General features: G+C 64.0%; 28 protein-coding genes and 1 tRNA gene. 13 read left to right on the forward strand and 16 right to left on the reverse strand.

Annotated elements, in window-relative coordinates; all coding sequences use genetic code 11:
- Position 1 precedes the first annotated feature (1 nt).
- Positions 2-778: a phosphate ABC transporter ATP-binding protein PstB gene (gene pstB / locus AC3WMU_RS18595; RefSeq protein WP_006222891.1), complete on the forward strand. Its 777-nt coding sequence runs from the start codon at positions 2-4 to the stop codon at positions 776-778.
- A gap of 79 nt (positions 779-857) precedes the next feature.
- Here the strand turns inward: pstB and AC3WMU_RS18600 are convergent, their stop codons facing one another.
- Entirely contained in the window at positions 858-2213 is a 1356-nt protein-coding gene (locus AC3WMU_RS18600; RefSeq protein ID WP_424625202.1) for an MFS transporter, read from the reverse strand.
- 192 nt (positions 2214-2405) lie between these two features.
- On the opposite strand from AC3WMU_RS18600, the gene AC3WMU_RS18605 reads away from it, so the two are divergent.
- Positions 2406-2482: transfer RNA gene (locus AC3WMU_RS18605), tRNA-Pro, on the forward strand.
- Between the two features lie 78 nt (positions 2483-2560).
- Here the strand turns inward: AC3WMU_RS18605 and AC3WMU_RS18610 are convergent.
- Together AC3WMU_RS18610 and AC3WMU_RS18615 are read right to left on the reverse strand one after the other, a co-directional pair.
- Positions 2561-3580 carry a glycosyltransferase family 9 protein gene (locus AC3WMU_RS18610; RefSeq protein ID WP_052017963.1) on the reverse strand — a complete coding sequence of 340 codons (1020 nt, stop codon included), beginning with the start codon at positions 3578-3580 and terminating at the stop codon, positions 2561-2563.
- Positions 3581-3817: 237 nt separating this feature from the next.
- Positions 3818-4039, reverse strand: a complete 222-nt coding sequence (locus AC3WMU_RS18615; protein ID WP_006227812.1) for a hypothetical protein — start codon at positions 4037-4039, stop codon at positions 3818-3820.
- Between the two features lie 172 nt (positions 4040-4211).
- Here AC3WMU_RS18615 and AC3WMU_RS18620 point away from each other — a divergent pair, with 172 nt between their 5' ends.
- On the forward strand, positions 4212-5240 hold the full coding sequence (locus tag AC3WMU_RS18620; protein WP_454677587.1) for a MerR family transcriptional regulator: 1029 nt from the start codon (positions 4212-4214) through the stop codon (positions 5238-5240).
- Between the two features lie 165 nt (positions 5241-5405).
- Positions 5406-6404, forward strand: coding sequence for a tripartite tricarboxylate transporter substrate binding protein (locus AC3WMU_RS18625; protein WP_492282794.1), 999 nt, complete (start codon positions 5406-5408; stop codon positions 6402-6404).
- 57 nt (positions 6405-6461) lie between these two features.
- Here the strand turns inward: AC3WMU_RS18625 and AC3WMU_RS18630 are convergent, their stop codons facing one another.
- Positions 6462-7064: a hypothetical protein gene (locus AC3WMU_RS18630; RefSeq protein WP_035214230.1), complete on the reverse strand. Its 603-nt coding sequence runs from the start codon at positions 7062-7064 to the stop codon at positions 6462-6464.
- A 160-nt stretch (positions 7065-7224) separates the two neighbouring features.
- Between AC3WMU_RS18630 and AC3WMU_RS18635 the strand changes: the two genes are divergently transcribed.
- Together AC3WMU_RS18635 and AC3WMU_RS18640 are read left to right on the forward strand one after the other, a co-directional pair.
- Positions 7225-8052 (forward strand): YggS family pyridoxal phosphate-dependent enzyme, encoded by an 828-nt coding sequence (locus AC3WMU_RS18635; RefSeq protein ID WP_006227816.1) that lies wholly within the window; start codon positions 7225-7227, stop codon positions 8050-8052.
- A 62-nt stretch (positions 8053-8114) separates the two neighbouring features.
- Positions 8115-8816 (forward strand): glutamine amidotransferase, encoded by a 702-nt coding sequence (locus tag AC3WMU_RS18640; RefSeq protein WP_006227817.1) that lies wholly within the window; start codon positions 8115-8117, stop codon positions 8814-8816.
- A 74-nt stretch (positions 8817-8890) separates the two neighbouring features.
- Here AC3WMU_RS18640 and AC3WMU_RS18645 read toward each other — a convergent pair whose 3' ends face one another.
- The 3 genes from AC3WMU_RS18645 to AC3WMU_RS18655 form a co-directional block, all read right to left on the reverse strand.
- Positions 8891-11155, reverse strand: coding sequence for an arginine/lysine/ornithine decarboxylase (locus tag AC3WMU_RS18645; RefSeq protein ID WP_006227818.1), 2265 nt, complete (start codon positions 11153-11155; stop codon positions 8891-8893).
- A 207-nt stretch (positions 11156-11362) separates the two neighbouring features.
- Complete coding sequence (gene ptsJ, locus AC3WMU_RS18650) at positions 11363-12658, reverse strand: MocR-like B6 salvage transcription factor PtsJ (protein WP_006227819.1); 1296 nt, start codon at positions 12656-12658, stop codon at positions 11363-11365.
- A 273-nt stretch (positions 12659-12931) separates the two neighbouring features.
- Entirely contained in the window at positions 12932-13873 is a 942-nt protein-coding gene (locus tag AC3WMU_RS18655; RefSeq protein ID WP_006227820.1) for a LysR family transcriptional regulator, read from the reverse strand.
- Between the two features lie 92 nt (positions 13874-13965).
- On the opposite strand from AC3WMU_RS18655, the gene AC3WMU_RS18660 reads away from it, so the two are divergent.
- Genes AC3WMU_RS18660 through AC3WMU_RS18675 form a run of 4 tightly spaced genes read left to right on the forward strand, consistent with a single transcriptional unit; the run spans position 13966 to position 17128 of the window.
- Positions 13966-14760, forward strand: a complete 795-nt coding sequence (locus tag AC3WMU_RS18660; protein WP_035214231.1) for an SDR family NAD(P)-dependent oxidoreductase — start codon at positions 13966-13968, stop codon at positions 14758-14760.
- 14 nt (positions 14761-14774) lie between these two features.
- A complete protein-coding gene (locus AC3WMU_RS18665) occupies positions 14775-15593 on the forward strand; it encodes an SDR family NAD(P)-dependent oxidoreductase (RefSeq protein WP_492282795.1) in 819 nt (272 codons plus the stop codon).
- 18 nt (positions 15594-15611) lie between these two features.
- Positions 15612-16124 carry a carboxymuconolactone decarboxylase family protein gene (locus AC3WMU_RS18670; protein ID WP_492282796.1) on the forward strand — a complete coding sequence of 171 codons (513 nt, stop codon included), beginning with the start codon at positions 15612-15614 and terminating at the stop codon, positions 16122-16124.
- A gap of 38 nt (positions 16125-16162) precedes the next feature.
- Positions 16163-17128 (forward strand): tripartite tricarboxylate transporter substrate binding protein, encoded by a 966-nt coding sequence (locus AC3WMU_RS18675; protein ID WP_424624289.1) that lies wholly within the window; start codon positions 16163-16165, stop codon positions 17126-17128.
- A gap of 33 nt (positions 17129-17161) precedes the next feature.
- On the opposite strand, the gene AC3WMU_RS18680 is transcribed toward AC3WMU_RS18675, so the two are convergent.
- Positions 17162-18055 carry a LysR family transcriptional regulator gene (locus tag AC3WMU_RS18680; protein ID WP_280028001.1) on the reverse strand — a complete coding sequence of 298 codons (894 nt, stop codon included), beginning with the start codon at positions 18053-18055 and terminating at the stop codon, positions 17162-17164.
- A 110-nt stretch (positions 18056-18165) separates the two neighbouring features.
- Here AC3WMU_RS18680 and AC3WMU_RS18685 point away from each other — a divergent pair, with 110 nt between their 5' ends.
- Together AC3WMU_RS18685 and AC3WMU_RS18690 are read left to right on the forward strand one after the other, a co-directional pair.
- Complete coding sequence (locus AC3WMU_RS18685) at positions 18166-18972, forward strand: class II aldolase/adducin family protein (protein ID WP_006227826.1); 807 nt, start codon at positions 18166-18168, stop codon at positions 18970-18972.
- A gap of 58 nt (positions 18973-19030) precedes the next feature.
- Positions 19031-20017 carry a tripartite tricarboxylate transporter substrate binding protein gene (locus AC3WMU_RS18690; RefSeq protein WP_006227827.1) on the forward strand — a complete coding sequence of 329 codons (987 nt, stop codon included), beginning with the start codon at positions 19031-19033 and terminating at the stop codon, positions 20015-20017.
- A 37-nt stretch (positions 20018-20054) separates the two neighbouring features.
- Here the strand turns inward: AC3WMU_RS18690 and AC3WMU_RS18695 are convergent, their stop codons facing one another.
- The 4 genes from AC3WMU_RS18695 to AC3WMU_RS18710 form a co-directional block, all read right to left on the reverse strand.
- Complete coding sequence (locus AC3WMU_RS18695; protein ID WP_492282797.1) at positions 20055-20963, reverse strand: DNA/RNA non-specific endonuclease; 909 nt, start codon at positions 20961-20963, stop codon at positions 20055-20057.
- Positions 20964-21044: 81 nt separating this feature from the next.
- The gene (locus AC3WMU_RS18700) at positions 21045-21647 is read right to left on the reverse strand and encodes a LysE/ArgO family amino acid transporter (RefSeq protein WP_280027997.1); all 603 of its coding nucleotides are present in this window, start codon (positions 21645-21647) and stop codon (positions 21045-21047) included.
- 111 nt (positions 21648-21758) lie between these two features.
- On the reverse strand, positions 21759-22010 hold the full coding sequence (locus tag AC3WMU_RS18705) for a hypothetical protein (RefSeq protein WP_006227830.1): 252 nt from the start codon (positions 22008-22010) through the stop codon (positions 21759-21761).
- A 204-nt stretch (positions 22011-22214) separates the two neighbouring features.
- Positions 22215-22439, reverse strand: coding sequence for an HP1242/YdcH family protein (locus AC3WMU_RS18710; protein WP_006227831.1), 225 nt, complete (start codon positions 22437-22439; stop codon positions 22215-22217).
- A gap of 251 nt (positions 22440-22690) precedes the next feature.
- On the opposite strand from AC3WMU_RS18710, the gene AC3WMU_RS18715 reads away from it, so the two are divergent.
- Positions 22691-23839: a sterol desaturase family protein gene (locus AC3WMU_RS18715; protein ID WP_006227832.1), complete on the forward strand. Its 1149-nt coding sequence runs from the start codon at positions 22691-22693 to the stop codon at positions 23837-23839.
- A 40-nt stretch (positions 23840-23879) separates the two neighbouring features.
- Here the strand turns inward: AC3WMU_RS18715 and AC3WMU_RS18720 are convergent, their stop codons facing one another.
- The 4 genes from AC3WMU_RS18720 to ycaC all read right to left on the reverse strand — a co-directional run bounded on the left by AC3WMU_RS18720 (position 23880) and on the right by ycaC (position 26634).
- The gene (locus AC3WMU_RS18720) at positions 23880-24608 is read right to left on the reverse strand and encodes an anti-sigma factor (protein WP_006227833.1); all 729 of its coding nucleotides are present in this window, start codon (positions 24606-24608) and stop codon (positions 23880-23882) included.
- Positions 24605-25174: a sigma-70 family RNA polymerase sigma factor gene (locus tag AC3WMU_RS18725; RefSeq protein ID WP_035214233.1), complete on the reverse strand. Its 570-nt coding sequence runs from the start codon at positions 25172-25174 to the stop codon at positions 24605-24607. Before AC3WMU_RS18725 ends, AC3WMU_RS18720 begins: the two co-directional genes overlap by 4 nt.
- A gap of 130 nt (positions 25175-25304) precedes the next feature.
- The gene (locus AC3WMU_RS18730; RefSeq protein WP_006227835.1) at positions 25305-25868 is read right to left on the reverse strand and encodes a DUF3455 domain-containing protein; all 564 of its coding nucleotides are present in this window, start codon (positions 25866-25868) and stop codon (positions 25305-25307) included.
- A 139-nt stretch (positions 25869-26007) separates the two neighbouring features.
- A complete protein-coding gene (gene ycaC / locus AC3WMU_RS18735) occupies positions 26008-26634 on the reverse strand; it encodes an isochorismate family cysteine hydrolase YcaC (RefSeq protein ID WP_006227836.1) in 627 nt (208 codons plus the stop codon).
- Positions 26635-26702 lie beyond the last annotated feature (68 nt).

Consider the following 26702-nt stretch of genomic DNA (forward strand, 5'->3'; position numbering starts at 1 on the left):
AATGGAAAACACCGCTACCGCCGTCAAGAACAAGATCGAGGTCAAGAACCTGAACTTCTACTACGGCAAGTTCCATGCGATCCGCAATGTGAACATGTCGATCCAGGAGAAGAAGGTCACGGCCTTCATCGGCCCGTCGGGCTGCGGCAAGTCGACGCTTCTGCGCACATTCAACCGCATGTTCGAGCTCTACCCGGGCCAGCGCGCCGAAGGCGAAATCATGCTGGACGGCGAGAACCTGCTGACCACCAAGACCGATATTTCGCTGATCCGCGCCAAGGTCGGCATGGTGTTCCAGAAGCCCACGCCGTTCCCGATGAGCATCTACGACAACATCGCCTTCGGCGTGCGCCTGTTCGAACGCCTGTCCAAGGGCGAGATGGACGAGCGCGTGGAATGGGCGCTGAGCAAGGCCGCGCTGTGGAACGAAGTGAAGGACAAGCTGCATCAAAGCGGCAACAGCCTGTCGGGCGGCCAGCAACAGCGCCTGTGCATCGCGCGCGGCGTGGCCATCAAGCCGGAAGTGCTGCTGCTGGACGAGCCGTGCTCGGCGCTTGACCCGATTTCCACCGCCAAGATCGAAGAGCTGATCGCCGAGCTGAAGAACGACTACACGGTCGTGATCGTGACGCACAACATGCAGCAGGCTGCCCGCTGCTCGGACTACACCGCCTACATGTACCTGGGCGAGTTGATGGAATTCGGCCAGACCGACCAGATCTTCGTGAAGCCTTCGCGCAAGGAAACCGAAGACTACATCACGGGCCGTTTCGGCTGATCGCGTTTCGGATCGGTTCCAGATGCAAAAACGGCGCGCCTGATGGGCGCGCCGTTTTTGCATTGGGGGCAGGGTGGAATCAGGAACGCTGCAAGGCTGCCTTGGCGCCCTGGTGGGTGGATTCCGCTCGCGGATTGCCGGCGTAGCGGGCGGGGATCAAGACCACAAACACCGCCGCCAGCACGGCCGCGCACGAGAACGCGATGAAGTTCCAGGCCAGCGGCAGCTGCAGGCCGGCCAGGTAGCCGCCGACGATCGGGCCGCTCATGGCGCCGATGCGGGCGAACGACAGCGCCCAGCCCGTTGCCGCCCCCCGGGCGTGCGCCGGGTAGTAGCCCGCCAGATAACCCGTCAAGATCAGCGACGAGGAAATGCTGCCCACGCCAGCCAGCGCCACCCACAGGTAGTTCACGACCAACGGATTGTTGTAGGTCAGGCAATAGATGCCCACGGCACCCACCAGGAAGAACAGGGCGACGATCTTGCGCGGCTCGGTCTTGTCGGCGAACTGGCCCAGCACCAGGCCGCCGATGGCGGACGCCAGGCTGAACACCAGCAGGAAGGACAGGCTGGAGCCCAGGTCATAACCGTTCTTGCGCATGATCTGCGGCAGCCACGTGTTCAGGCCATAGACCAGCATCATGCCCAGGAACAGGGCGCCCCAGAAGCACAGGGTGGCGCGCAAGTGGCGCGGCGAGAACACTGCCGCCATCACGTCGCGCCACGTGGCTTTGTCGCCCGTGACCTCGCGGGGGCGGAACGGATCCAGCGACACGATGCCCAGGCGCTGCGCTTGTGCGCGCGCGCCGGCTTCGTCGCCCTTGGCCAGCAGGTACTCCAGCGATTCCGGCAACAGCTTGGCCAGCACCGGCACCAGCAGCAAGGGCAGGGCGCCCACCGCGATGACCGAACGCCAGCCCCAGTGGCTGAGCAGCGCCATCGCCACCGCGGCCGCGCACAGGATGCCCAGCGAATAACCCGAGTACATCACGCCATAGTTGAAACCGCGTTTGGCGGGTGGAGAATACTCGATGGTCAGTGCGGCAGCCACCGGGATCACGCCGCCCAGGCCGAGTCCGCCGATGAACCGGAACGTCGCGAACCAGGCGGGCGTGGGCGCCCAGGCCGCGCCGATCATCGTCAGTGAAAACAGGCTGACGCAGGCCAGCAGCATGCGGCGGCGCCCCAGCAGGTCGCTCAGCGTACCGACCGCGAACGAGCCCAGGAACATGCCCGCCAACGCGTAGCTGCCCAGCATGCCCAGCTGTATCGAAGACAGGTTCCAGTTCTTGTCGTCGGCCAATGCCGGCAGCACCGCCCCCATCACGCCCACGTCGTAGCCCTCGAACAGGATGGCCAGCCAACAGACGAACAGCACGGTATAGGTGGTCCGCCGGGGCGCGGCCCAGTCGGATGGAGCGGAGGCGTTTGCCATGTGTTTCCCGATGGATGTCTATGCGTGTTTTTGCCCGAAGGCGGCCTCTGGTCATGCGCCATAAGCCGCAATTAATTTAGGCTTGAACTATATAGGTGTCAATCAGGAGATTGCCGGAAGGCAGGCTGGCTGGGTCGGACGGGCGAGCACGGCTCCCCGCCCGGGTGGGATTCTGGTATAGTTGCCACCCTTCGGGGCGTAGCGCAGCCTGGTAGCGCATCTGCTTTGGGAGCAGAGGGTCGTGAGTTCGAATCCCACCGCCCCGACCAATACATGAAAGGCCGTCAGTGATAGCAATCACTGACGGCCTTTTGTCGTTCTGGAAGCCAGGCGGCGGCGTAAGGCGCTTAGCGGATCGCCTCGGGCAGCCGAGACCAGATCGCCTCAGCCACGATCGACGGCGAGATGCCGTCCATGCCTGGGCCACCAGACGGTTCAAGTGGGTGCAAACAGGGTGCGTAACGCATGACGGGGCTGCATCCGAACAGTCCAATCGTCGGGACGTTATGGGCCACCGCGATATGCATGCCCATGCTGTCATTGGTGGCAAAGGCCAGGGTGCGCGCAATGAGTGCCTGGCTTACGCAAATGTCCGTGGCGTCTTGCGTGATATCGAGCACGCGGATCGAAGACGGTAACGCCGCGCGAATCTCTTGCGCGATGTGCCGTACATCGCTGGCGCCGCACAGCAGAAACGCCAGCTCAGGGTCGCGCTCGTGCAGGATTCGGGCGACCTGCGCAAAGGCCTGCGCCGAATAACGCCGCTTTTCCGCAGAGGCGTTCAAACCAAAGCCGACCATCCGCGGTAGCCCTTGCGTGAGGCGCGCGGCGGCAGTGATGGCATCCGGAGCGATTTCGAGCGAGGGATAGCAGGCCTCGTAGGGGCAGCCCACCTTGCGCAACATCGCCGGCAGCCAGGTGTGGGTATCGGGATGCGGCGTGCCCTTGCGGCGCACCCAAACCTGTTCCGTGAGCCAACGCGAAAAATGCGGATGATGCCAGCGCAGAAAGCCGACGCGCCGCGGGATGCCCGCCTGACGGGCTGCGGCCGCCACATGCGAGCGGAACGTAAACAGGAACAGCGCGTCGTAGGACCCGGCCGCCAGTACGCTGCTTATATGCGCGATGCGCGTTCGGCCCTGCAACTTGCTGGCTTCTTTCAGCGGGACGACTTCTTTTACGTAGGGCTGGGCCCGGAACAGCGCCAGCGACGACTCCTGCTGCGTCATCAGCAGCGTGACGGGAGCCCCAGAGTAGTCGGCCAGGGCACGCACGAAAACCATATTGAGGATGCCATCGCCAATTCCCCCGGAAATGTAAATGGCAAGATTGCTTGGCGCACAACCATCCACCGTCGACCCGTCCATATCGCTTGCCTGTGTAAGAGGATGACACCACTACGCCGGCTTGAACCGTGCGCCCCTAGGTGCCGGTTTAGCGGCAAATGCTGTTGCTGGGCAACGGCGTGCTCCGTATTGGATTCATGAATGGAATATTGATCCAACGGGCGTGGATTGTCGCTGATTTTCTACGCGCCAAGCCTGGCTTGGCGCGTGTTTTATAGATAAGGGAACAACGGGTTTTCCCAGGGTGCGGTTTTGAAGCTATTCGCTTATGTGGTTGAACTGGACCGATTCCGGCGCGATGCCGCCCTGGCGAAGCCGACCGTCAAGATCTTCCTGCACGCCGTCGCCGCTTGTCATCGAGGGCAGTTCCAGCCAATTCGCCAGTTCCCGCTTTGCCTGCGTTGTTTCCGAGATACTGCCGTTGACGAGCGCCACACTTTCTCCGCCGTCAAGTTTTCGGTAGGTGATTTGCGTTTTCATCTTCTCTCCTAAGGCGCCGGGCGCGTGGTTATGCTTACGTCCGCCACGAGTATTGGGGACGCTGCACGGTTTCCATGCTCAGCAAGTATTGTTCCGCGCCCGCGGGGCAACGCTTGACCCTCACGTAACGTCATGTCCGACAGTTCGTTTTGCGCCATCAACGGAGGAATTCATGCGGCTGAAAGTAGGAGAACTGGCTCGGCGTAGCGGCTTGACCGTCCGCACGCTGCACCACTATCACGCGATCGGTTTGCTGACGCCCTCGGCGCGCGCCGACAACGGCTACCGGCTATACGGCCGCGACGATATCGCCCGCCTGCACCAGATTCAGGCAATGCGTCGTTTCGGCTTGCCCTTGGCGGAAATCGGCGCCTACCTGGACCAGCCAGCCACGCCCTTGGACGCGATCATTTCGAAACAGATCGCGATGCTCGACCGTCAGATTCAGCAGGCCGCGAGGCTGCGCGAACGCCTGGCGCAACTGCAACGCCAGTTGGCGGACGGCACGGAGCCCGAGCTGGTCGATTGGCTATCGACTTTGGAGATGATGAGCATGTACGACAAGTATTTTTCACCGGATGAACTGGCCCGTCTGCCGATGTACACCCGCAGCCCCGAGGGGGACGCGGATTGGATCGCGCTGATCGGGCAAGTGCGGCAGCAGATGGAGCAGGGCGCTGCGCCGGAAGATGCCGGGCCACGGGAACTGGCAGAGCGCTGGATGACGCTGCTGCTGCGAGACACCAACGGCGACCCCCGCCTGCTGGTGAAGCTGAACCAGATGCACGAGCAGGAGCCCGCGATGCAGGCGCACATCGGCATTTCACCTGCGATGCGCGACTATGTGCTGCGCGCCTTCTCGGAAGGCAAGCTGCGCTGCTACGAAAAATATCTAACGGCTGACGAAGCGCGATTCATGCGGGCGCATTACTACGACCGTATCGGCGAATGGCCGATGCTGATCGCGCAGGTTCGGGATGCCATCGATGCTGGCCAGGCGCCGGACTCCGCCGTCGGGCTTGAACTTGCGCGGCAATGGATGGCGCTTTTTTGCACGTACGCTGGCAACGATCCCGCCACCCACGCAAAGTTCCGGCAGGCGCTGATGACCGACCCGGACCTGACGGCGGGCACCTGGGCCGATGATGCGACGCTGGCGTTCATGCGACGGGCGATGGGCGCGTTGGCGGCGGCGCGTTGACCTCGGTCTGCGCGGGATAAGGCATGCTTCGCGACGCCAGGCGCAACCCTGCGCGTGAGACGCTTTCGGCGTGTCGCGCGCCGCGTCCGATGGCGTTGCGCTGCCAGCGCAGAGATAAAAAAGTCGCGCCGTTCGATGCGCGACGTCGTCAACGAGGAGAGAGGGATGACGAAGCAATCCAGGATTCATGCTGTGTGCCGCCAGGTCGGCAGGGCGTTGTTGCCGGCCGCTCTGGCGGCGGGCTTGATTGCCACGCCGGCCGCACATGCCGGCGAGTATCCGTCGCAGCCGATCAAGCTGATCGTGCCGTTCGCGGCAGGCGGCGGCAACGACGGGATTGCGAGGCTGCTGGGGCAGTTGCTGTCCGACGGTCTGAAGCAGCCCGTGGTGGTCGAGAACCGTCCCGGGGCGGGCGGCAAGCTGGGCGTGGAGCAGGGCCTGCGGGCTGCCCCGGACGGCTATACCTTGACCTTGATTTCCAATAGCTATTCGGTCAACCCCAGCCTGTACAAGCTGCCGTTCGATCCGGTGGGCGACATGACGCCGATCGGGATGATTGCGCGTGCGCCGTTCTTCGTGTCCGTCAATCCCAAGGTGCCGGTGGAGACCTTGGGTGAGCTCGTCGCCCTGGCCAAGAAGAAACCCGGTGTGCTGACGTATGCGTCGTCGGGTACGGGCGGCATTTCGCACCTGGCGACCGAGGCCTTTCTGAAAACGGCGGGGATTTCCATGATCCACGTCCCGTACAAGGGGTCGGCGCCGGCATTGACCGATACGGTATCCGGCCAGGTCGATGCGATGCTGACGACCGCAGGCTCTACCTTGCCTTATCGCGCGGACAACCGCCTGAAAGTGCTGGCGGTGACGCTGCCCCAGCGCGTCTCGTCGGCGCCGGACATTCCGACGGTACGCGAGGCAGGTGTGCCGTATGACGTGACGGTGTGGTACGGAATTATTGCACCCAAGGGCGTGCCGCCCGCCATCCAGGCCAAGCTCAATGCGGCAATCAATGCCGCCGTCGTGCTGCCCGAGATGGCGGATCGATTGAAGGCGACGGGCGAAGCGGCCGCGCCAGGCAGCCCCAAGGACTTCCGCGACCAGATCGTGAAAGAGATCTCGCTTTGGGGTGATGTGGTGCGTGAGGCGGGCGTTACCGTCAACTGATGCGTGAGCCGGGCGCGGCCTTGAATGCCGCCGCCTCGGTCCGCAAACGGCGATTCCCTACTGGGCGGTCTCAAAAACGTAAGTCTGGCCGGAACCCTGGGACGGGTTGTACAGCGGGCACCATCCGTTCACCGGGGCAACGGTGCAGTACCGGTTCTGCCCGTACACCTGGGCCACCTTCCAGGTTTGGGTGTTGTCGGCGCGTTCAAGCAGATACTGCATCCGCACCCCCCGTTCTTTCTTGTCCCGTTCGTCGATGTTCATCGTATAGCCCGGGGTCGGCGGCGTGGTGTTTCGGACGTGGGCCACGACCAGCGCACGGGTGTCGGATTGGACGTCGACGTTCACCACCTCGCGCTCGTAGCTTTGCGTGTCGCATTTTTCTTCGCCTGCCCGATTGGCTGAGAGCGCTGGCGTCGACAGCTCGCCCAGCGTCGAGCGGAACGGGCGGTACAACTCAGCCAATTCCTTGCAGACGGAGGCCGCGTATCGCTCTTCCTCGTCGCGGACGTGCCACCAGGACTTCACGGCGGCGTCGGGGGTGTTGGCCGCGATCTTCAATTGCGGCGTGGCTGCCTGCAGGCGGTTCCAAGGCGATTCTTCTTTGGAGCAGCCGGCCAACACAATGGCCAGCGCCACCAGCAATGCAGGTTTTGTCACAACTACGGGTCCGGTAATGTAGGGTGGCGTCATGATACCGCTTTCGAAATAAGCCCTCGGCACTACCCACGCTTTACGGAGCTGCCGGGGCAGTTTTCGCGCAAGGGGGATCGTGTTAATCTTTGTCCTATGACAATGTTGTGTCACCGAGGCTCAAACCGTGAACGCTGAAAAGACCGCCGATATTTCCCAGACGCAGCCGCTGCACGACCTGCACAACCGCTGGCCCGAAGCGGAGTCGGTCGAGGATTTCCGCCATAACCTGGCGGCAGTGCATGCGCGCATCGCGGCGGCGTGCGGTCGGGTAGGGCGTGATCCCGCCAGCGTTCGCCTGTTGCCCGTCAGCAAGACCAAGCCCGAGGCCAGCATCCGGTTGGCTCATGCTGCCGGCTGCCGATTGCTGGGTGAGAACAAGCCGCAGGAGGCATTCCGCAAGTGGGAGGCCACGCAGGACCTGCATGATCTGCAATGGTCCGTAATCGGCCACTTGCAGACCAACAAGGCCAAGCTAGTGGCGCGCTTTGCCACCGAATTCCAGGCGCTCGACAGCCTGCGTGTGGCCGAGGCACTGGAGCGGCGCTTGCAGGCCGAAGGCCGCGCGCTGGACGTGTTCGTGCAGGTGAACACGTCGGGCGAGGCCAGCAAATACGGCCTGCATCCCGACGACGTGCCGGCCTTCCTGCGTGCGCTGCCCGGGTTCCCGGCATTGCGCGTGCGCGGACTGATGACGCTGGCGTTGTTCTCGGCCGAGGCCGAACGGGTGCGCCAGTGTTTTGTCCTGTTGCGCAATCTGCGCGATCAGCTGCGGCCGGACGCGCCTGCGGGCATATCGCTGGACGAGCTGTCGATGGGCATGTCCGGCGATTTCGAGATCGCCATTGAAGAGGGCGCGACCGTCGTGCGGGTGGGCCAGGCGATCTTTGGCGCACGGGCCCTGCCCGACAGCCATTATTGGCCGACTGCGCAAGACGACGGCGCCGATTCGTGAGCGCTGCCGGCTGCCCTTGATGCGCCTGGCGCGCAACCCTCTGTTGTTTGAAAGGTCCCGACATGAGCCGAAGTGCCATTGCGATCCGTCATCTTCATTTTGAAGACCTTGGCACGCTGGAGCCGCTGCTGCGCGAGCGCGGCTACGACGTGCGTTACGTCGATGCGACCACGCAGGAATTGCGGGCGCTTGATGCGCTGGCGCCCGACCTGCTGATCGTGCTGGGCGGGCCGATCGGCGCGTTCGACGACGCCACCTATCCGTTCGTCAAAGACGAACTGGCCTTGGTGCAGCGCCGTCTGGCCGCGGGCGCGCCGATCCTGGGCATCTGCCTGGGCGCGCAGTTGATGGCCCGCGCGCTGGGCGCCCGGGTCTATCCGCTGGGCGTCAAGGAAATCGGTTTCGGACCGCTGCAGTTAAGCGATGAGGGCCGCCAATCCCCGCTGGCGCTATTGGGCGGCACGCCGGTGCTGCATTGGCATGGCGACCAGTTCGACATTCCCGCGGGGGCCTCGCGGCTGGCCGGGACGTCGATCGGGCAAAACCAGGCGTTCTCGCTGGGCAACGCCGTGCTGGGTCTGCAATTCCATCTGGAAGCGGATACCCGCTCGATGGAACGCTGGCTGGTCGGCCATGCCTGCGAACTAGGGCAGGCAGGCATCGACCCGCGCACGCTGCGGGCCCAGGCGGAGGAGGTGCAAGCGCGTCTGGCTGGTGCCTCGCGCGCGGTGTTCCAGGCGTGGCTGGATCGGATAGAAGGCTAGGCCGGCAGATAGTCGCGGCCGCGGCGGCGGGCTTGGTCGCCGCCGCAAGCTGGCGATAACCGCGTGACGCGCACTCAGGCCACGCAGTCCACGTAATAGCGCAAGTTCCCGTCGTCGTCCCGCAGCTCCACAAATCCGTGGATGTCGGTGCCGAAGCCCGGGCAGGACCGGTTGAGTTCGCGCGAGAACTTCAGGTAATCGACGATGCTTCGGTTGAAGACTTCGCCCGGGATCAGCAACGGAATGCCGGGCGGGTAAGGGGTGATCAGGCTGGTGGTGATGCGGCCTTCCAGGTGGTCGATTTCGACGCGCTCGGTCTTGCGATTGGCGATGTGCGCATAGGCGTCGCTGGGCTTCATGGCGGGCACCGCTTCCTTCGTGTACATCTCGGTCGTCAAGCGCGCGATGTCGCTCTTGGCGTAGATCCGGTGCACGTGCTGGCACAGGTCGCGCAGGCCCATTTCCTCGTAGCGCGGATACTTCCGGCAGAACTCCGGCAGGATGCGCCACATCGGCACGTTGCGGGCGTAGTCGTCCTTGAACTGCTGCAACGCCGTTACCAGCGAACTCCAGCGGCCCTTCGTGATGCCGATGGTGAACATGATGAAGAAGCTGTAGAGGCCGGTCTTCTCGATGATTACGCCGTGTTCGGCCAGAAACTTGGTCACGATGGACGCCGGGATTCCGTCGGCGGCAAAACGGCCGTCCATGTCCACCCCGGGGGTGACGATCGTGGACTTGATGGGGTCGAGCATGTTGAAGCCGCTGGCAAGCGGGCCGAAGCCGTGCCATGCGTCATCGTCGCCCGCGTCCGAAATAATCCACTGCGCCGCGCTGCCGATGCCTTCCGCTTCAAGTTCGTCCGGTCCCCACACCGTGAACCACCAGTCGTCCGCCGTGAATTGCTCGCCGACCTGCCGCATCGCGCGCCGGAAATCCAGCGCTTCGATGATGCTCTCTTCGACGAGGGTCTGGCCGCCGGGCTGCTCCATCATCGCTGCTGCCACGTCGCAGCTGGCGATGATGGCGTACTGCGGCGACGTGGAGGTGTGCATCAGGTAGGCCTCGTTGAACAAGTGGCGGTCAAGCCCGCGCGTGGCCGAGTCCTGCACCAGGATGTGGCTGGCCTGGCTGATGCCCGCCAGCAGCTTGTGCGTGGATTGCGTGGAGTACACGATGGAGTCGCGCGGCCGCGCGCGCTTCTTGCCCATGGCGTGATACGTGCCGTAGAACGGATGAAAGGCCGCGTGCGGGATCCATGCTTCGTCGAAGTGCAGGGCTTCCACGTAGCCGTCGAGCGCGGACTTGATGATCTCGGTGTCGTAGAGGATGCCGTCGTAGGTGGATTGCGTCAGCACCATCACGCGCGGCTGGACCTGGTCGGCATCCACCCCCGCCAATAGCGGATGGGCGCGGATCTTCGCTTTGATGGACTCGCGCGAGAACTCATCCCTGGGGATCGGCCCGATGATGCCCAGGTGGTTGCGCGTGGGCCGCAGGAAGACGGGAATGGCCCCGGTAAGCACGATGCCGTGCAGGATGGACTTGTGACAGTTGCGGTCCACCACCACCACGTCGCCTGGCGCCACCAGATGTTGCCAGACGATCTTGTTGCTGGTGCTGGTGCCGTTGGTCACAAAGAAGCAGTGGTCGGCGTTGAAGATGCGCGCGGCATTGCGTTCGCTGGCGCCGATGGCGCCGTTGTGGTCCAGCAATTGGCCAAGTTCCTCCACCGCGTTGCAGACATCGGCGCGCAGCATGTTTTCGCCAAAGAACTGGTGGAAGACCTGGCCGACAGGGCTTTTCAGGAAGGCGACGCCGCCCGAGTGGCCGGGGCAATGCCAGGAATACGAACCGTCTTCCGCGTAGTCGAGCAGCGCTTTCAGGAAGGGCGGCTTGATGCCGTCCAGATAATTCCTGGCTTCACGGATGAGGTGGCGCGCGACGAACTCGGGCGTGTCCTCGAACATGTGGATGACGCCGTGCAACTCGCGCAGGATGTCGTTCGGCATGTGGCGAACCGATTTGGTCTCGCCATAGATATAGATCGGCACATCCACGTTGCGGCGGCGTACCTCGCTGATGAACAGGCGGATGTTCTGCAGCGCCGGCGCGTCTTCGGCGTCGGGCGTGAATTCCTCGTCGTCGATCGACAGGATGAAGGAACTGGCCCGGCTCTGCTGTTGCGCGAACTGGCTGAGGTCATGGTAGCTGGTGGCGCCCACTACCTCGAAGCCCTCGGTCTTGATCGCTTCGGCAAGCGCCCGGATGCCCAGTCCGGAGGTGTTCTCTGAACGGAAGTCCTCGTCGATGATGACGATGGGGAAGATGAAGCGCATGGTCGGTCCTGTATCGAGGCGACGCCAACGGCGTGGCGGTCAGCGGCTCGGGACAGCGAAGACGGGCAATCCCAAAGCCTTGTGGGGGACAAAGGCGGGATGGGACGGGGGCGCCGGCTCAAGTTCCTATCATGTCCTGGATAATTATTATATATGTCCTAGGACAAAGTTCGGGCGCAGGCAATGGTCTCGTCTTGCCAACGGCGGTTAACCCAGGCTGTGCTTGAGGTCTTGGGCAAGCCGGGTGCATTGCGCCGGCTCGATGTTCGAGATCGTGATACGCAGGCCTTTGACCGCGTCCTGGACGGAGAAGGCGTCTCCGTGGCGGACCAGCCAGCCTTGACGGGCCAGCGCCAGGGCAATCGCCTGGTCGTCGGTCTGCAGCGGCACCCAAAGGTTGAGGCCGTCGCCTTGCGCCAGGAAATCGATGTCCTGGGCGTGCAGGGCGTCTTCCAGTGCCTTTCGGCGGCGAACGTAGTCAGCGCGGGCCTGCGTAAGCAGCGCGACGGTTTCGGGCCGTGTGAGCTGGACTTCGACAATGTCCTGCAGCAGATGGCTGACCCAATTCGTGCCGGTGGCCAGGCGCAGGCGCAGTTGCCGGGACGTGGCGGTATCGCTTGCTACCGCAGCGAGCCGGACATCAGGACCCAGCGCCTTGCTGAAGGAACGGATCAACGCCCAGCGGTAGGCGTTGTCGGGAATCGGCGAATGGTAGGGCGCGTTGGACAGCAGGGCGAAGTGGTCGTCCACGATCACCATGACGTCCGGATGCCTGGCCAGCAAACGCGACAGTGCGCGTGCCCGTTTGTCGCTCAGGTTGCAGCCGGTGGGATTGTGCGCCCGCGGCGTGATGATGACGGCCTGCGCGCCTTTGGCCAGAGCCGCCTCCAGCCCGTCGGCCTGCATGCCTTGCGCATCGACCGGAACGCCGACGGTTTGAAGCCCGATGGTCCGCAGTGTGTTGATGCTGCTGAGGAAACAGGGGTTTTCAACGGCCACCTTGTCGCCGGCGACCAGATAGGCGCCCAGCAGCCGCTCGATAGCGTCCACCGCGCCGTGCGTCAGGTCGATCTCGAAACGGGCAGGGGCATCGGGCTGGAACCATGTGCGCAGGTGGTCTTCCAGCCCCGCATTGATGATGGGCTCTCCATACAGCCGGGTTTTGTAGGGACGCAGGCGCAGCGCGGCGTTGGCGTCCGGCAGCCAGGCCGGGTTCGGGTTGCCGCTGGCGAAATCGGTCAGCGGGGAATTGGCCAGGGTGCCTTCCTGTTCGCCGGCCTGGAATGGGTCGCGGATGATCGTGCCCAGGCGTCCTTGTGTCACGGCAATGCCCGCGGTGACAAGCCGCCGGTAGGCGGCGGCGACCGTATTGCGGTTCACGCCCAGGTCTACCGCCAGATCCCGCACGGGCGGCAGGGATGCGCCCGCAGATAACTGCCGGGACAGCGCCAGGGTGCGCACGCAGTCGTAGATCTCCGCTGCGGTCTTGCCGTGAATTTTCATATCGTCCTGGGACAGTTCTTGGAATCAGGCAGGCCAGAAACCATTTCGTCCTGTCTGGTGCGCCTGGGCTGATTTTGCCATAGCGCGTTCGGACGCCGGTGTTGTGCCCTAAGCGGGCAGGCTGAAGAGGAACGCGCGTAGCGCCGCACCGATTTCGTGGGAGAGTCCTCCTGCACATAATGGATGCCGCGAACGGTCACTTCGTGCTGGTGGGCCAGGTGCGGCAGTATTCCAGTGCCCGGCCGGTAAGCAGGGCGCCTGGCTCGGCGCTGATCAGCAGTTTGGGCCTGTTGGCGCAAGACGCTTGGCTGGCTTACCCTGGCATTGCTTCGCCGCTCCCAGCCGGCGCAGCTCGTCCAGGGTCTGGCGCACCAGCAGAGACGGCCGGCATTCCCGGCGGATGAACATACCCACTGATCGCGACAGGGCACCGTGCAGCCGGGTCTTGGCTACGCCGCGGTGGGCAGTATGGTCGAACGACGATTCCGGCAACAGGGCGATGCCGCAGTTGGCTTGCACGAAGCGCGCGATGGTGTTGAGGTCTCGCAGTGCATAGGTCGGGTGGAAGGGCTGAGATTCGCGCCGGAAAGCGCGTTCGGTCAGCACGTGCACGCTGGTTCCCGGCGGCATGCTGATCAGCGGCAGCTTGGCAAGCTCGGCCGGTATCCAATGCTTGATGGCCGGCCTGGCCTGACGGCTGTGGAACAGCACGAAGGGCTCGGTAAACAGTTCCTGGTAGAGCAGGTCGGGCGATCCCTCGTCGCCCATCGCGGTGACGGCAATATCGACGCGGCGATCGCGCAGCAACTGCAGGGCCTCGCTGGCGATGGGGTCATGCACGTCGATGCGGGCGTTCGGGTTCGCCTGCGCCAGGTTCTTGAGCAACTGGGGCAGCAGCGACGCCGCCAGCGTCGGCAGGGCGGCCACCGCGACGCGGTTGTTGCGGTCGCGCAAGCGCTGGGCAAGCTCCAGCATCCCATGCTCGTAGTGGGCGGTGATGCCGCGGGCGATCTCCAGGATATCCTGCCCTTCGCGGGACAGGCGCACCATGCGGGTGCTGCGCTCGAAGAGTTTCGTCCCCATGTCTTCTTCGATTTCCTTGAGCAGCTTGCTGAGCGTCGGCTGAGTGACGTGCAGCATTTCAGCGGTCTTGTGAAAGCTCAAAGTCTGGGCCAGCAGCACGAAGGCCCTCAGTTGTCTCGTCGTCAGATTCATTCTTTTTGTCTATCAATAACGTTCGGATTGGAACTTAACGCGCCTGCCGCGTGGCCTTAGTCTGTGCATCAGGCATCGTCTAGGGAGTTCGAATGTTTCGCCTCGATGGAAAGGTAGCGTTGGTGACCGGGTGTGGCACGCTCGGCGACGGGTGGGGAAACGGCAAGGCCACCGCGGCGGTCCTGGCCAGGCTGGGAGCGTCGGTGTACGGGTGCGACCTCGATATCGAGGCGGCCCGGCAATCCGCCGAGGTGATTGCCGCTGAAGGCGGCGACATCCAGGTGCGGCAAGCCGATGTCCGGGACGCGCGGCAGGTGGCCGAACTGGTCCAGGCCTGCCTCGCCGCCCATGGCCGCATCGACATCCTGGTGAACAACGTCGGCCGCTCGGAACCGGGTGACCCGGTCACGATGTCCGAGGAGTCCTGGAATGATCAAATCCAGGTCAATCTGACCTCCGCGTTCTTGTGCTGCAAGCACGTCATACCCCTCATGAAGGCGGCCGGCGGCGGGTCGATCATCAACATCTCATCGATTGCCGGGCTGAGGTATGCGGGCAAACCCCAGGTGGGCTATGCGGCGGCCAAGGCGGCCCTGATGCAGATGACCGCGACGACGGCGGTCATCTACGCCAAGGACGGCGTGCGCATGAATTCGGTCGTGCCGGGGCTGATGTTCACGCCGTTGGTCGAGCGCCTGGCGCAGAAGTATGCGGGCGGTGATTACGAGGGATTCGTGGCGCACCGGCACGGGCAGGTCCCGACCGGGCGCATGGGCGACAGTTGGGATGTCGCCCATGCGGTGGCATTCCTGGCTTGCGACGAAAGCCGCTACATCACCGGCCAGCAGGTGGTGGTGGATGGCGGCATTACCCTCAGCACGCCCTAGGCGAGGACGGCATCATGCTCAGCACAAGCAAACCGCCGGGCCGCGTGGCCGGCAAGCTGGCCCTTGTTTTCGGGGCCGGTTGCGTGGGACCTGGCTGGGGCAACGGACGCGCCATCGCCGTCCGTCTGGCTCAGGAGGGAGCTCTGGTGATGGCGGTGGATAGGCAACCGGACTCCCTGCCCGAAACGTTGGAGCACGCGGGCGAATTCCGCGGGAACATCGAAACCCACATCTGCGACGTGGGCGATTCCGGGCAGGTCGGCCGCCTGGTCGACGCGGTGCAGCAACGGCACGGCCGCATCGATATCCTGGTCAACAACGTCGGCGGGCCCATTCCGGGCGGTGCCACCGCGCTGTCCGAAGCGTATTGGCAGCGGCAGCTCGACTTGAACCTGACCTCGGTGTTCACGACATGCCGGCATGTGCTCGCCCTCATGGCGCGGCAAGGCAGCGGCGCGGTCGTCAATGTTTCCTCTACGTCGGCTATCCGTTGGACGGGCGCGCCCCAGGTCGGATATGCCGCCGCAAAGGCCGGAGTGATGCAGTTCGGCCGGGTGGCGGCGGTGGAATACGCCAGGCACGGCGTGCGGATCAACACGGTGTTGCCAGGGCAGTTGCACACGCCTCTGGTGGATGCGTTCCTGGCGACCCAACAGGCAGCGGGAGATGTCCAGGCGCTGCTGGACAAGCGCCAGAAGCGCATCCCCCTGCCATTCATGGGCGATGGGCGGGACACGGCGAACGCCGTGCTTTTCCTGGTCTCGGACGAAGCCAGATTCATCACCGGCACCGAGCTCATCGTCGATGGCGGCATGAGCGCGCGGTGCGATTGACAACAAGGGGGAGTCACGATGGCAAGAGTCGCTTACGCAGATATTCAGAATCCTGAAACGCGGCCGCTGGTCGAACGCATTCAGCGCGAACGTTCCAGTCTGCCGAATCTCTACAAGATGCTGCTCAACAGTCCGCCTGTGGCCGAGGGCTGGCTGAACTACCTGACGGCCATTCGCCAGAAAAGCAGCCTGCCGCCCCGCTTGAGGGAGCTGCTTATCCTGCGCGTGGCGGTCCTGAACGAGGCCGATTATGAATTCGAGCAGCACCTGCCCATCGCGCTGCAGGCGGGATGCGGTGAACATCAGGTCGAAGGCGTGAAAGCAGGCGATTTCACCGCATTGGCGAGCGGTGAGCGCGCGGCCATGGCCTATTGCGACGAGATGACGCGTTCGATCCGCGTGCGCGACGCGACTTTTGCCGCGGTTCGCCACGCCTACGACGACAAGGCGATCGTGGAGATCACGGCCACCATTGCGGCCTACAACATGGTGTCGCGGTTCCTGGAGGCCATACAAGTCGATCACGAGTAAACGGCGCAAGCCGGACATAACGATAATGGGAGACAACCATGCACCACCATTTTGGCGCTGTCGTGGCATCCGTTGCGCTGGGCTTTGCCCTGAGCGCGCCGGTTCATGCCGAACCGGCCTATCCGGCCAAGCCGATCCAGCTCGTAATTCCTTTTGCGCCCGGGGATACCGATCAAATGCTGCGGCCGATCACGGAGAAGATGGGCCAGTACGTGGGCCAGCCGCTGATCGTGAACTACAAGCCCGGCGCGGGCGGCGGGATCGGCGCGGCTTTCACGGCAGCGGCGGCGCCTGACGGCTATACCATTGTCGGCAGTTCGCCAGGGTCGCTCGTCGTCGTGCCGTTGGCCAACAAGGAAATCAAGTACACCACCGACTCCTTCACGCCGGTCGCGGCCATTGCGCTGGGCGGCATGATGATCGTCGCGCAGGGCAACTCCAAGTACAAGACGCTGGCCGATGTGGTGGCCGACGCCCGGGCGCGGCCCGACGCCATCGCCTACGGGACCTCCGGGGCCATGGGCATCAGCCATCTGCTGGGCGAGACGTTCGCCGCGGAAGCGAAGATCAAGCTGCGCCACATCCCTTTCCAGGGAAGCACGCCCGCCGTGACGGCGCTGCTTGGCGGCCATACCGATATTGCGGTGTCCGCGGTGGGGCCGGCGCAGGCGCATATCCAGGCAGGCGGACTGCGGCCGCTGGCTGTGTTCAGCGACAAGCGCCTGCAGGCCTACCCCGATGTGCCGACGTTGCGCGAACTGGGGTACGCGGTGGGCAGCCCCACGATCTACGGCCTCATGGCGCCCAAGGGCACGCCGCCGCAGGTGGTCGATAAGCTCTATCAGGCTGCGCGCAAAGTCGTGGCGGAGCACGGGGCCGAGGTGGACAAGACGCTAGCTGGCCTGGGCGCAGAAGTCAGCGTGCTGGGACCAACGGAATATGGCGCCTATTTGCAGCAGCAGCGTGCGCTGTTCTCGCGTGCGATCGGGCTTATCCGCGAGTAGGGGCCATGCGAGGGCCCCGCCGCAAGCCGGGGCTCAGGCTGCGTCCAGGCAGTTTCGTTCGTTCAGATGCTGCAGGAACATCCTGGAGAGCGTCCGCTCGGGGCGCAGCGTACTCCACAGCACATGGCTATGCACCTGGATGTCCGGCACCAGCGGCCGATGCGTCAGGCCCGGGATCGGCAATGCGGCAAGCAGGCTGGACTCCACCAGCGCCACGCCGGCTCCATGGAATGCGAGCACGATGCCCGTCATGGAGGTCGATACTTCCAGGCGGATGTCCAGGGGGCGGTCCAGGAAGGCGCTCAGGCGATGCCTGAGCAGGGCCTGTGGCACGTACGTGATGATGGGGTAGGGCGCCAGGTCTTCAATTGAAATCGCGGCCAACTGCGCCAGCGGATGCGTCTGCGGAAAAATACAGCTGAGCATCGCGCCGCCGACCCGCAGCGATTCGATGCCCTGGCGGTCTCCTTGCGTGAACGCCACGCCCAGGTCGATCTGTTCGTTGATGAGCCGTTCGGCGATCAGGTTGGAATCCATCGACTGCAGAGAGATGCGGACCTTGGGGCGCGTTTCGACGAATTCGGCGACCGCCTGCGCCAGCCACGCATTGGCGATCGGCGAGCTGGCGGCGATCGACAACGACCCCTGTATACCCTCGGCCAGGTCTTGGCTGAAGCGCTCAAGGCCGGTGACGCGGCCGAAGATGTCCTGCACTTCGGGCAATAGCGCGCGCGCTTCCGGCGTGGGCTCCAGGCGCCCGCCCTGGCGTCGGAAGAGGATAAAACCCAGGCGTTGCTCGAAGTGCTTGATCGTCGCACTGATGGCGGGCTGCGTGACGTTGAGCAGCGCGGCCGCGCCGGTGATCGAACCGGACATCATGACGGCGTGGAAGGCTTCCAGGTGGCGTAACTGGATCCGGGACAGCATCGGGGCGTCTCCATAAGCAGGCTTTATGGCCGGCATCGTTTTCGTGATTGGCTCCCATGTTAGGCCACTCCCTAGAATCCCGGAACGCTTCATTTTCTGCAGGAGTCCCCATGTCAGCCACCCAGCAAACGGTCTATCGTCCCGAACAGGAAGACCTCTATTTTCCCGCCTACCCCACATTTGATTCGATCCCGGCAGAGCGCTGGCATCGCCGCCAGAGGCTGGCGGCGGTATGCCGGGTTTTCGCCAAATTCGGCTACGAGTACGGCTTCGCCGGCCATGTGACCGTGAGAGATCCCGAGCATCCGGATCTGTACTGGACGAATCCGTTCGCGATGGATTTCGGACGGGTCCGCGCCAGCGACATGCTGCTGGTCGACCATCTGGGCACGGTGCAGGAAGGACGCTGGGCAGTCAATCGCGCAGGCTTCGTCCTGCATTCGGCGATTCATGAAGCGAACCGCGACCTGGTGGCGTCCTGTCACGCGCACACCACCCATGGCATGGCCTGGGCCGCGCTGGGCCGCGAACTCGATCCCATCACCCAGACCGCCTGCGGATTCTACGAGGACCAGGCCCTGATCACCGAAGAAGCCGGCGCAGTGGTGGTCGAAAACCTCAAGGGCCATGCTGTGGCCCGGGCCTTCGGCAATGCCAAGATCGCCATCCATCAGAATCACGGCCTGTTTTCGGCCGGACGCGAATCGGTGGAAGAAGCCGCCTGGTGGTTCATCGCTGCGGAGCGCGCGTGCGAAATCCAGCTCAAGGCTGAGGCCACGGGTAAGCCCCTGAAACTGATCGGCCGGGAAGCTGCCCTGCATTCCAAAAAGCATCTGGCGACCCCTTTCATGGCCTGGCTGCACTTTCAGCCCATTTATGACGCAATCGTGCGCCAACAGCCCGACTGCCTGCTCTAGCTCGCACGCGGGCCCACGCCTCAAAACAAGAAATAGACTGAACTCAAGGAGACAAACCATGGCAATCGCCTTTCATCGGGGCGCCCTGCGCGCCGCCATCCTGACCGTTGCGGGCTTCTGTTCGCCGGCGCTGGCCGCCTGGCCCGGCGACAAGCCCATCGAACTGGTGGTCGGATTCGCTGCGGGCGGGGAAACCGACGTGCTGGCCCGCACCTTGGCGCCTTACCTGCAGAAGCACCTCTCGGGCGCCGCCAACCTCATCATCGTGAACAAGCCTGGCGCATCGGGCGCGATCGCCAACGCCTATGTGCAGCGGGCCGCGAAGGACGGCTATACGGTCGCGATGGTGAATACGCCTCCCATGAACTTCATGCCGTTGGTCCAATCGACGCCCTACGACCCCGACAAGTTCGCTCTGATCGGCCGCGTCGTCAGCGACCCGACGCTGTTAGTCGTGCGCGCCGACAGTCCATACACCTCGTTGAAGGACCTGGTGGCAGCGGTCAAGGCCGGACGTGCCAACGTCAGCATCGGTCAGAACGGATTGGGCAGCAATGGCGGCGTGGCACTGAGCATCTTGACGCAGGAGAGCGGCGCCGCGTTTACCGAGGTGCCATTTACGGGAACCGGCCAATCGAAAATCGCGTTGATCGGCGGCCACGTCGATATGATTTTCTCCAGTCATACGGCGGTGCCCAACCCGGCCGCAGAGCAGACCAAGCTGCGCGTGCTCGCCCAGTTCGTCGACAAGCGCGCGCCGATGCTGCCGGACGTGCCCACCGCCAAGGAAGAAGGGTTTGATGTGGTCGTCCCGTCGGATCGGGGGTTGGCAGTAGACAAGGACGTGCCGCCCGAGATTCGAGACCGCTTGCAGGCGGCGTTGGAGGCCGCGCTGAAAGATCCGGAGTTCCTGGCCGCGGCGCAGTCCTTTTCGGCCATCTTGGCCTATAAGCCGGGCTCCGCGTGGCAGCAGGACATCGATGCGGCCAAGGCGCCGCTGGCCAAGCTGGCGGCCAGCCTGAAGCAGCGCGCAGCAGGTCGCTGAAAGGGGCGTGCGCCTTGCGCGCACGCATGGCCTGCTGCTACCCCGCTGCGGGCAGCAGCCGCATCCCGGTCCGTTTCACGAACTCTTCATACGTGATCGGCGGGCCTTCCTTTGTGCTTGCGCTGTTGGCCTGCCAGTGCACCCACGAGCGTCCCGTCGTGGCGTCGTACACGAGCTTGAAGAGATGGCTGGGCACCGCCACACCGGATCCGATCGTCTTGGGCTTATCGCCGTAGACCGGGCCGGTGAAGATGTAGACATCGCCCGGGGCGCGCATGACGTACTTGCGCGTGTCTTGCTCGATGCGGCTCCACGCCCCGCTGTTGTGTATCTGGTCCTGGGGCACCATGTTGGCCAGCGAGAAGCTCTGCGCCATGGTGTCCTTGGAATACATGTCGGCGGCGGGCGCCATGTGGCCGCGCGAATAGCCGGATCCCCGGTAGTCGTCCAGGTTGGCGCGTTCCGCGCTGGGCAGGCGCGCTTCGGCGTAGAACTTGTCGGTTCGCTGCAAGCCTTGGGCCTGGGTCAGCATTTTCCGGTTCAGCCGTTCGGCGACGAATACCGACGTCCTGGTCTGGCCGTTGTGCAGGATGGCGAAGCCGGAAAAGCAAAGTTCGCGCAAATTCTGACGCGCGGGGACCGCAGGCAGGTTGCCCCGTGGAAAGAACTGCGGGCATTCCGCAAATCGCGTCTGGGTCAGCGCGCCGTTTTGCACCGCGACGGGCGCGTAGGTCTCCTGGGCGGGCCATCCCAATCGGTCCAGGATGGCTTGCGGCGTGAACTGCGCCGGCCATTGCGGCTTCAGGACATAAGTGGCTGCGCCGAAACTCGCCAGCGACGAGAGAAGGAGGGCTCGCAGGAATCGATAGGCACGATTACCCGCTTTGGATTGGGACCGGGCTGCCGGGCGTCTTTTGGTTGAAGCTGTTTTTTTCGCGCGAGTCATGCTGCCTGTGTGTTGCTGCAGGCCGGCGCCTTGGTGAGGCCGGCACGTCATCGGATTGTAGATGACGCGTCGCGTGGCCCCTTACAGCACCAGCTTGAAGCCGATGGCCAGCATCGCGACCCCGACACAGCCGTCCAGTACGCGCCAGGCTTTGGGGTTGGCGAAGAAGGGCCGCAACAAGCGCGCGCCGTAGCCCAGCGTGAAGAAGAATACGAACGACGCCGACATGGCGCCCAGCGCGAACGCGGTCTTGGCGCCTTCGTATTGGCTGGAGATCGACCCCAGCAGCACCACGGTGTCCAGATAAACGTGCGGGTTCAGCCACGTGAAGGCCAGGCAGGTGGCCAGCGTGGCGGCCAGGCCCGCCGTCTGTTTGGTGGAGGGAGACAGGCTGTCGTGCTGCGTTCGGAATGCCGAACGCAGGCTGCGCGCGGCGTAGACGAACAGGAACAGGGCGCCGCCATAGCGCATGGCGGGTTCCAGCCAGGGCAGGGTGTCGACGGCCAGTCCGAACCCGGCCACGCCGGTGGCGATCAGGATCGCGTCCGACACCGCGCAGGTCAGACAGATGGCGAAGACGTATTCCTGACGGAGGCCTTGGCGCAGGACGAACGCGTTTTGCGCACCGATCGCGAGGATCAGGCCAAGACTGAGCAGGAAGCCGGGAATGAAGGCGGTTGTCATGGATCACCCTGTAAAAGGGCGACAGACTAGCCGTTGCGAGAAGGTTAGAAAAACTAAATAGCCTAAACCAAGTTCAGTTTTGCTTAACCGGCGGCGCCATGCGTGCGCTGCTTAATGCGGGCGTGCCGCAACCAGGGGAGCATTCAATGTCTGCAACTGGGTTTGCAAGGATTCCAGCAGCAGCTGGATCTGTTCGGAGGTCAGCGCGTAGACCCGACCGCGGCTCGCTTCGTCCGGGGATTGAGCGGCTTGCGTGATGAAGTCCAGGCGGACCAGCAGCGAATCGTATTCCACGACGGGCATCATCGCCCAGCCTGTCACCGGCAAGACCGCCTCGCCTTCCTTGAAATCTTTGTCCAGCATCTTGATGTTCCTCTTCCGGGTTTCAGGCGGGTGCCCGTGCGGGAGGGGATTTTAGGCGTTCAGCTTAGTGTAAGCAATGGGCGGACGCCGCGATAGCTGCCCGGGGGCGGCCCGGCCTGTATCGAGATGCGGTTCGAACGGACGGTGGCGTACTTCCGTTTTTGAAAAGCGAAGCACGCAACCGTCGTCAACGGTGCAGGCGGCTCAGCCGCCGCCTTGGTCCGCCGCACGCAGCAAACCGTACAGCTTGTCCTTCAACTGCAGCTTTTCCTTTTTCAGCACTTCGATGTTGGTGCCGGAGCTCGGCACGATGCCGTCTTCCATATTCTTGATTTCCTGGTCCAGATCGTTATGACGTTGGAACAGCGCCGAGAAATGCGCATTCTCGGATTTCAGCTGGGTAATGAGTTGGCGATATTCAGGGAACATTGGGGCCTCTCTTGGATACCAGTTGACGGGACCGGTGTCGCGCCAGGCACGACGCGCATCGGCGTCAATTCCATGACACGCCAACGCCCGCGCGTTGTCAACCGCGGAACCCGCCGCCACACGCCCGGCATTGACGCCACGCAAGGCGCCGCGCGGCGGCAGCAACTCTGTCGCGCATGCTCACGTTTCATTACATGGGTGTTTCCGCCCGGCGATACACTCGCTTCCCCGTGGTCAGCCATAAAAGTGACATGAAACAGCGCGTGCCTATCTATCGGCAGGTCTTTGAACTCTTCCGACAGGACGGACGTATCCACGCCGGCACAGGGATGATGAGCGGCGTGATCGCGCTCTTCCTGGCGATCCTGTCGGTGCTGGGCGTGCTGGCCTTCCACTTTCCGGCCTACCTGACCACGCCGGAACTGCGCGCGTTCTACTCCGTGGACGCGATGCGCACCTTGCTGTTCGGGGCGCTGCTTGTCTCGGGCTCGATCGCGCTGGCCAATACCGTGTTGGGCCGCCAGCGCTGGCTGAATATCACCGCCTTCGTGCTGGTCTGCTGCGCCGTGGCGGCCGGCGGTAGCCAGGTCGTGGTGACGACGACCAATACCGGCAATCACCCCTATCTGGGTCTGGACTGGTTCATCCTGGATCTGCTGGCGTCCAGCACGGTCTTCATCATTTTCGAGAAGCTCACGCCGCTCTACCCGGGCCAGCCGGTGTTCCGCGGCGAGTGGCAGGTGGACATGAAGCACTTCCTGTTCAACCACCTGTCGGTGGGTGCGGTGCTGCTGTGCATCAACTTCTTCATCCACCGCCTGTTTTCATGGGCGGCCTACGAGCCGCTGCAAGCCGCGATCCAGTCCATGCCGTATCTGCTGGAGCTGTTCGTGGCGGTGCTGGTGGCCGACCTGGCACAGTACGCGGCGCACCGGGTGTATCACGAGGTGCCGGTCATGTGGCGCTTCCATGCGGTGCATCACAGCACGCGCACGCTGGACTGGCTGGCGGGCTCGCGCCTGCATATCGTCGAACTGTTGATCACGCGCGTCGCCGTGCTGGGCGTGTTGTTCGTGCTGGGCTTTTCGAAGTCGGTGCTGGACGCCTACATCATCATCGTCGGTTTCCAGGCGGTGCTGATCCATTCGAACGTGAAGCTGCCGTGGGGATGGCTGCGCTACATCATCGTGACGCCCGACTTCCATCACTGGCACCACTCGTCGGACACGGAAGCAATCGACAAGAACTACGCCGCGCATTTTTCGTTCATCGACTACATCTTCGGCACCGCCGTGCGCGGCGTCGGCAAGCGCCTGCCCGAGAATTACGGCATCCTGGATAACGACATGCCGGGCTCCTTCCTGGCGCAGCAGGCGTATCCCTTCCTGCGCAAGAAGTAAGCGCTTGCGCGTCCGGGCCGCTGCGCCCGGACCGCACTTTCTACAGCATCTTCACCGCGCGCCCGATGAACTGGATGGGGCCCGTGGGCTTGCCGATCGGCGAACCCGTCTTGGGTTCCAGCGTCAGCTCGAAGAGCTGATTGGGTTCCAGCGGCGGCAGCTTGTCCAGCGGGATGCGAACCGGCTTGCCGGGCGTGATCAGGCCCAACGACACGGGGCCGGCCCAACCGTCGGCCTTGGTCCAGAATTCCAGCGCGCGGTCCGCCGGGACTTCGGTGGCGGCGAGCGGCACCAGTTGCACGGCGTTCTGGCCGGCCTGAGCCTGCACCACCCAGCCAGGCGCCTGCGATTGCGGCGCCACCAGCACCACCACATATTGCGCAGCCCCCGGGGCGGGTGCTGGCTGCAGCGCCAGCGTGCTGCCCAGGATCAGCACTGCGGCCATGCCGCCGGCGGCCAGACTGCGCCAGAAGAACAGGCTGTCCCAAAGGCCGGACCTGGGGCCGGCGGCGGAGCGCTGGCGTTGGGCGTTTTCCGCATCAAGCGTGCGGGTGATGCGCGGCCAAAGACTGGCTGGCGGTTCCACGGGGGCGGACAGGTTCGCAAGCGGCAGCAGCCGTTCTTCCCAGCGGGCGATGGCATCGCGCAACGTGGCATCGTGCGGCAGGCGGGCTTGTACCTCGCGGCGCGCCTGGGCAGACAAGGTGCCCAGCACATACTCGCCCGCCAGGTCGTCCAGGCTGTTGGGGGATTCGTGGGCGGGGGTCATGCCAGGCACTCCTTGAGCGCTTGCAGGCTGCGCTTGATCCAGGCTTTGACGGTGCCAAGCGGCGCCCCCAGGCGCTGGGCGATCTCGCTGTGGGACAGCCCTTCCACATACGCATGCAGTACGCAGTTGCGGCGCACGGGTTCCAATTGTTCCAGGCACGGGCCGATCTGGCCGGCGCTGGCGCGCCAGTCGAAGGCGTCGCGCGTGTCGTGCCAGGCTTCGATGGCGTCGCGGGCGTCCAGGGCAGCGGCCGTATCTTCATCGACGCCGGTCTCGCGCGCGGTGTCGCGCAGCGCGTTCAGCGCCAGGTTGCGGGTGATGCTGTAGACCCAGCCGCGCCCCGACCCGCGGGACGCGTCGAAGCTGCCCGCCTGGTTCCAGATCCTGACGAAAGCGTCATGCACGATGTCCTCGGCCCAAGCGCGGTCGCGCAGCAGTCGTTGGGCCACGCCCAGCAGGCGCGGGCCTTCTTGCCGGTAAAGGGCTTCCAGTGCGGGCCGGCGGCCAGCAGCGCACTCCTTGATGGCAGCTTCGTAATCGAAATCCGGGGTCAGGCGGTTCGGCATGCGAGAGCGGGAGCGGGAAGTGGTCGGCCGTGCGGACAAGGTACGCACGGTGGTCGGTTGCGCCATCTTACCGGACTCTCTTGATGCCGCCCGGGCCCGTCGCCGCATGCGGCCGGCCCGGGCGGGGCTGTTAGTTTGCCTTCCAGAAGATGTAGTCGGCCTGGTATTGCACCTGGCTCTTCTGGCCCAGCGTGGCCGGCGTGCACGGCGTCTTGGGCGCCACACCGCCCTTGAGCGCCACGCGCTGGATATACGTCACGCCCGTCAGCGCGCCGGCACCCACCGCGGGGTTGGCCTTCACCAATTGATAGGGCAGGTTGCCGTCGCCCGAGGGCGCCACCGCCACTTGCGTGCCGGTCAGCTTGGACCCATCCATGGCTTCCCAGGTGGCCGGAGGACCGTAGTAGGTGCCCACTTGCTTGCCCTGGCGGTCGTTCAAGACCGCATTGGGGCCGGCGAAGACCCATTCGGTCTGGCTTTTCATGTCGGCCTTGGCGCGGCACTCATAGGTAATTTCACCCACGCCTACGGTTTCCCAGGCCACCTTGTTGCCCGCGGGCACCTGGACGCTGGCGGGAAGGTCGGTCTGCGAATAGGCCATGGACTTGGCGCTCATCGAGCCGCAAGCGGCAAGGAGCGACACGGCGAACAGGCCGGCAACGGTGGGAATGCGATTCGAACGTTGGGTCTTCATGAGTGGTCTCCAGCGGCGTGAAAGCGCCTGTAGACGGCGCGCACGATGCGCGCCGGTACAGGTACTACACGCGGGAGACCCCATTGGATGCAGGGCGGACGCAATTATTTTGCGTCCACCCTGAGGGGCTGGGGCGTGATTACTTGGCCGACCGGTTGGCCGAGTAAGAAGCCATCAGGTTGCGGTAGTCGGGGATGTGGTTGGCGAACAGCGTGCCCAGGCCCTCGACGTCATTGCGCCAGTCGCGATGCAGTTCGCATGCCACGCCGAACCACGACATCAGTTGGGCGCCCGCTTGCTCCATGCGGCTCCAGGCGGCGTTGCGGGTGACTTCGTTGAAGGTGCCCGAGGCATCCGTCACGACGAAGACGTCAAAGCCTTCTTCCAGGGCCGACAAGGCGGGGAATGCGACGCACACTTCGGTGACCACGCCGGCGATGATCAGCTGCTTCTTGCCGGTGGCCTTGACGGCCTTGACGAAGTCTTCGTTGTCCCAGGCGTTGATGTTGCCGGGGCGGGCGATATAGGGCGCCTTGGGGAATTTGTCTTTCAGTTCCTGGACCAGCGGGCCGTTGGGGCCATCTTCGAAACTGGTGGTCAGGATCGTGGGCAGCTTGAAATATTCCGCCAGATCGGCCAGGGCCAGCACGTTGTTCTTGAACTGGTCGGGTTGGAAATCGCGCACCAGGGAAAGCAGGCCGGCCTGGTGGTCAACCAGCAGGACGGCGGCTTCGTTCTTGTCCAGCTTCACATAGGGTTTGGTCATGGTTTGCTCCGTTATGTCGTCAGGTCGTGGTGCGCGGTGTTGGCGCGGGGTTGAACACGTGAGTGCAT

It is taken from the genome of Achromobacter sp. FW305-C-13 (assembly GCF_058783475.1).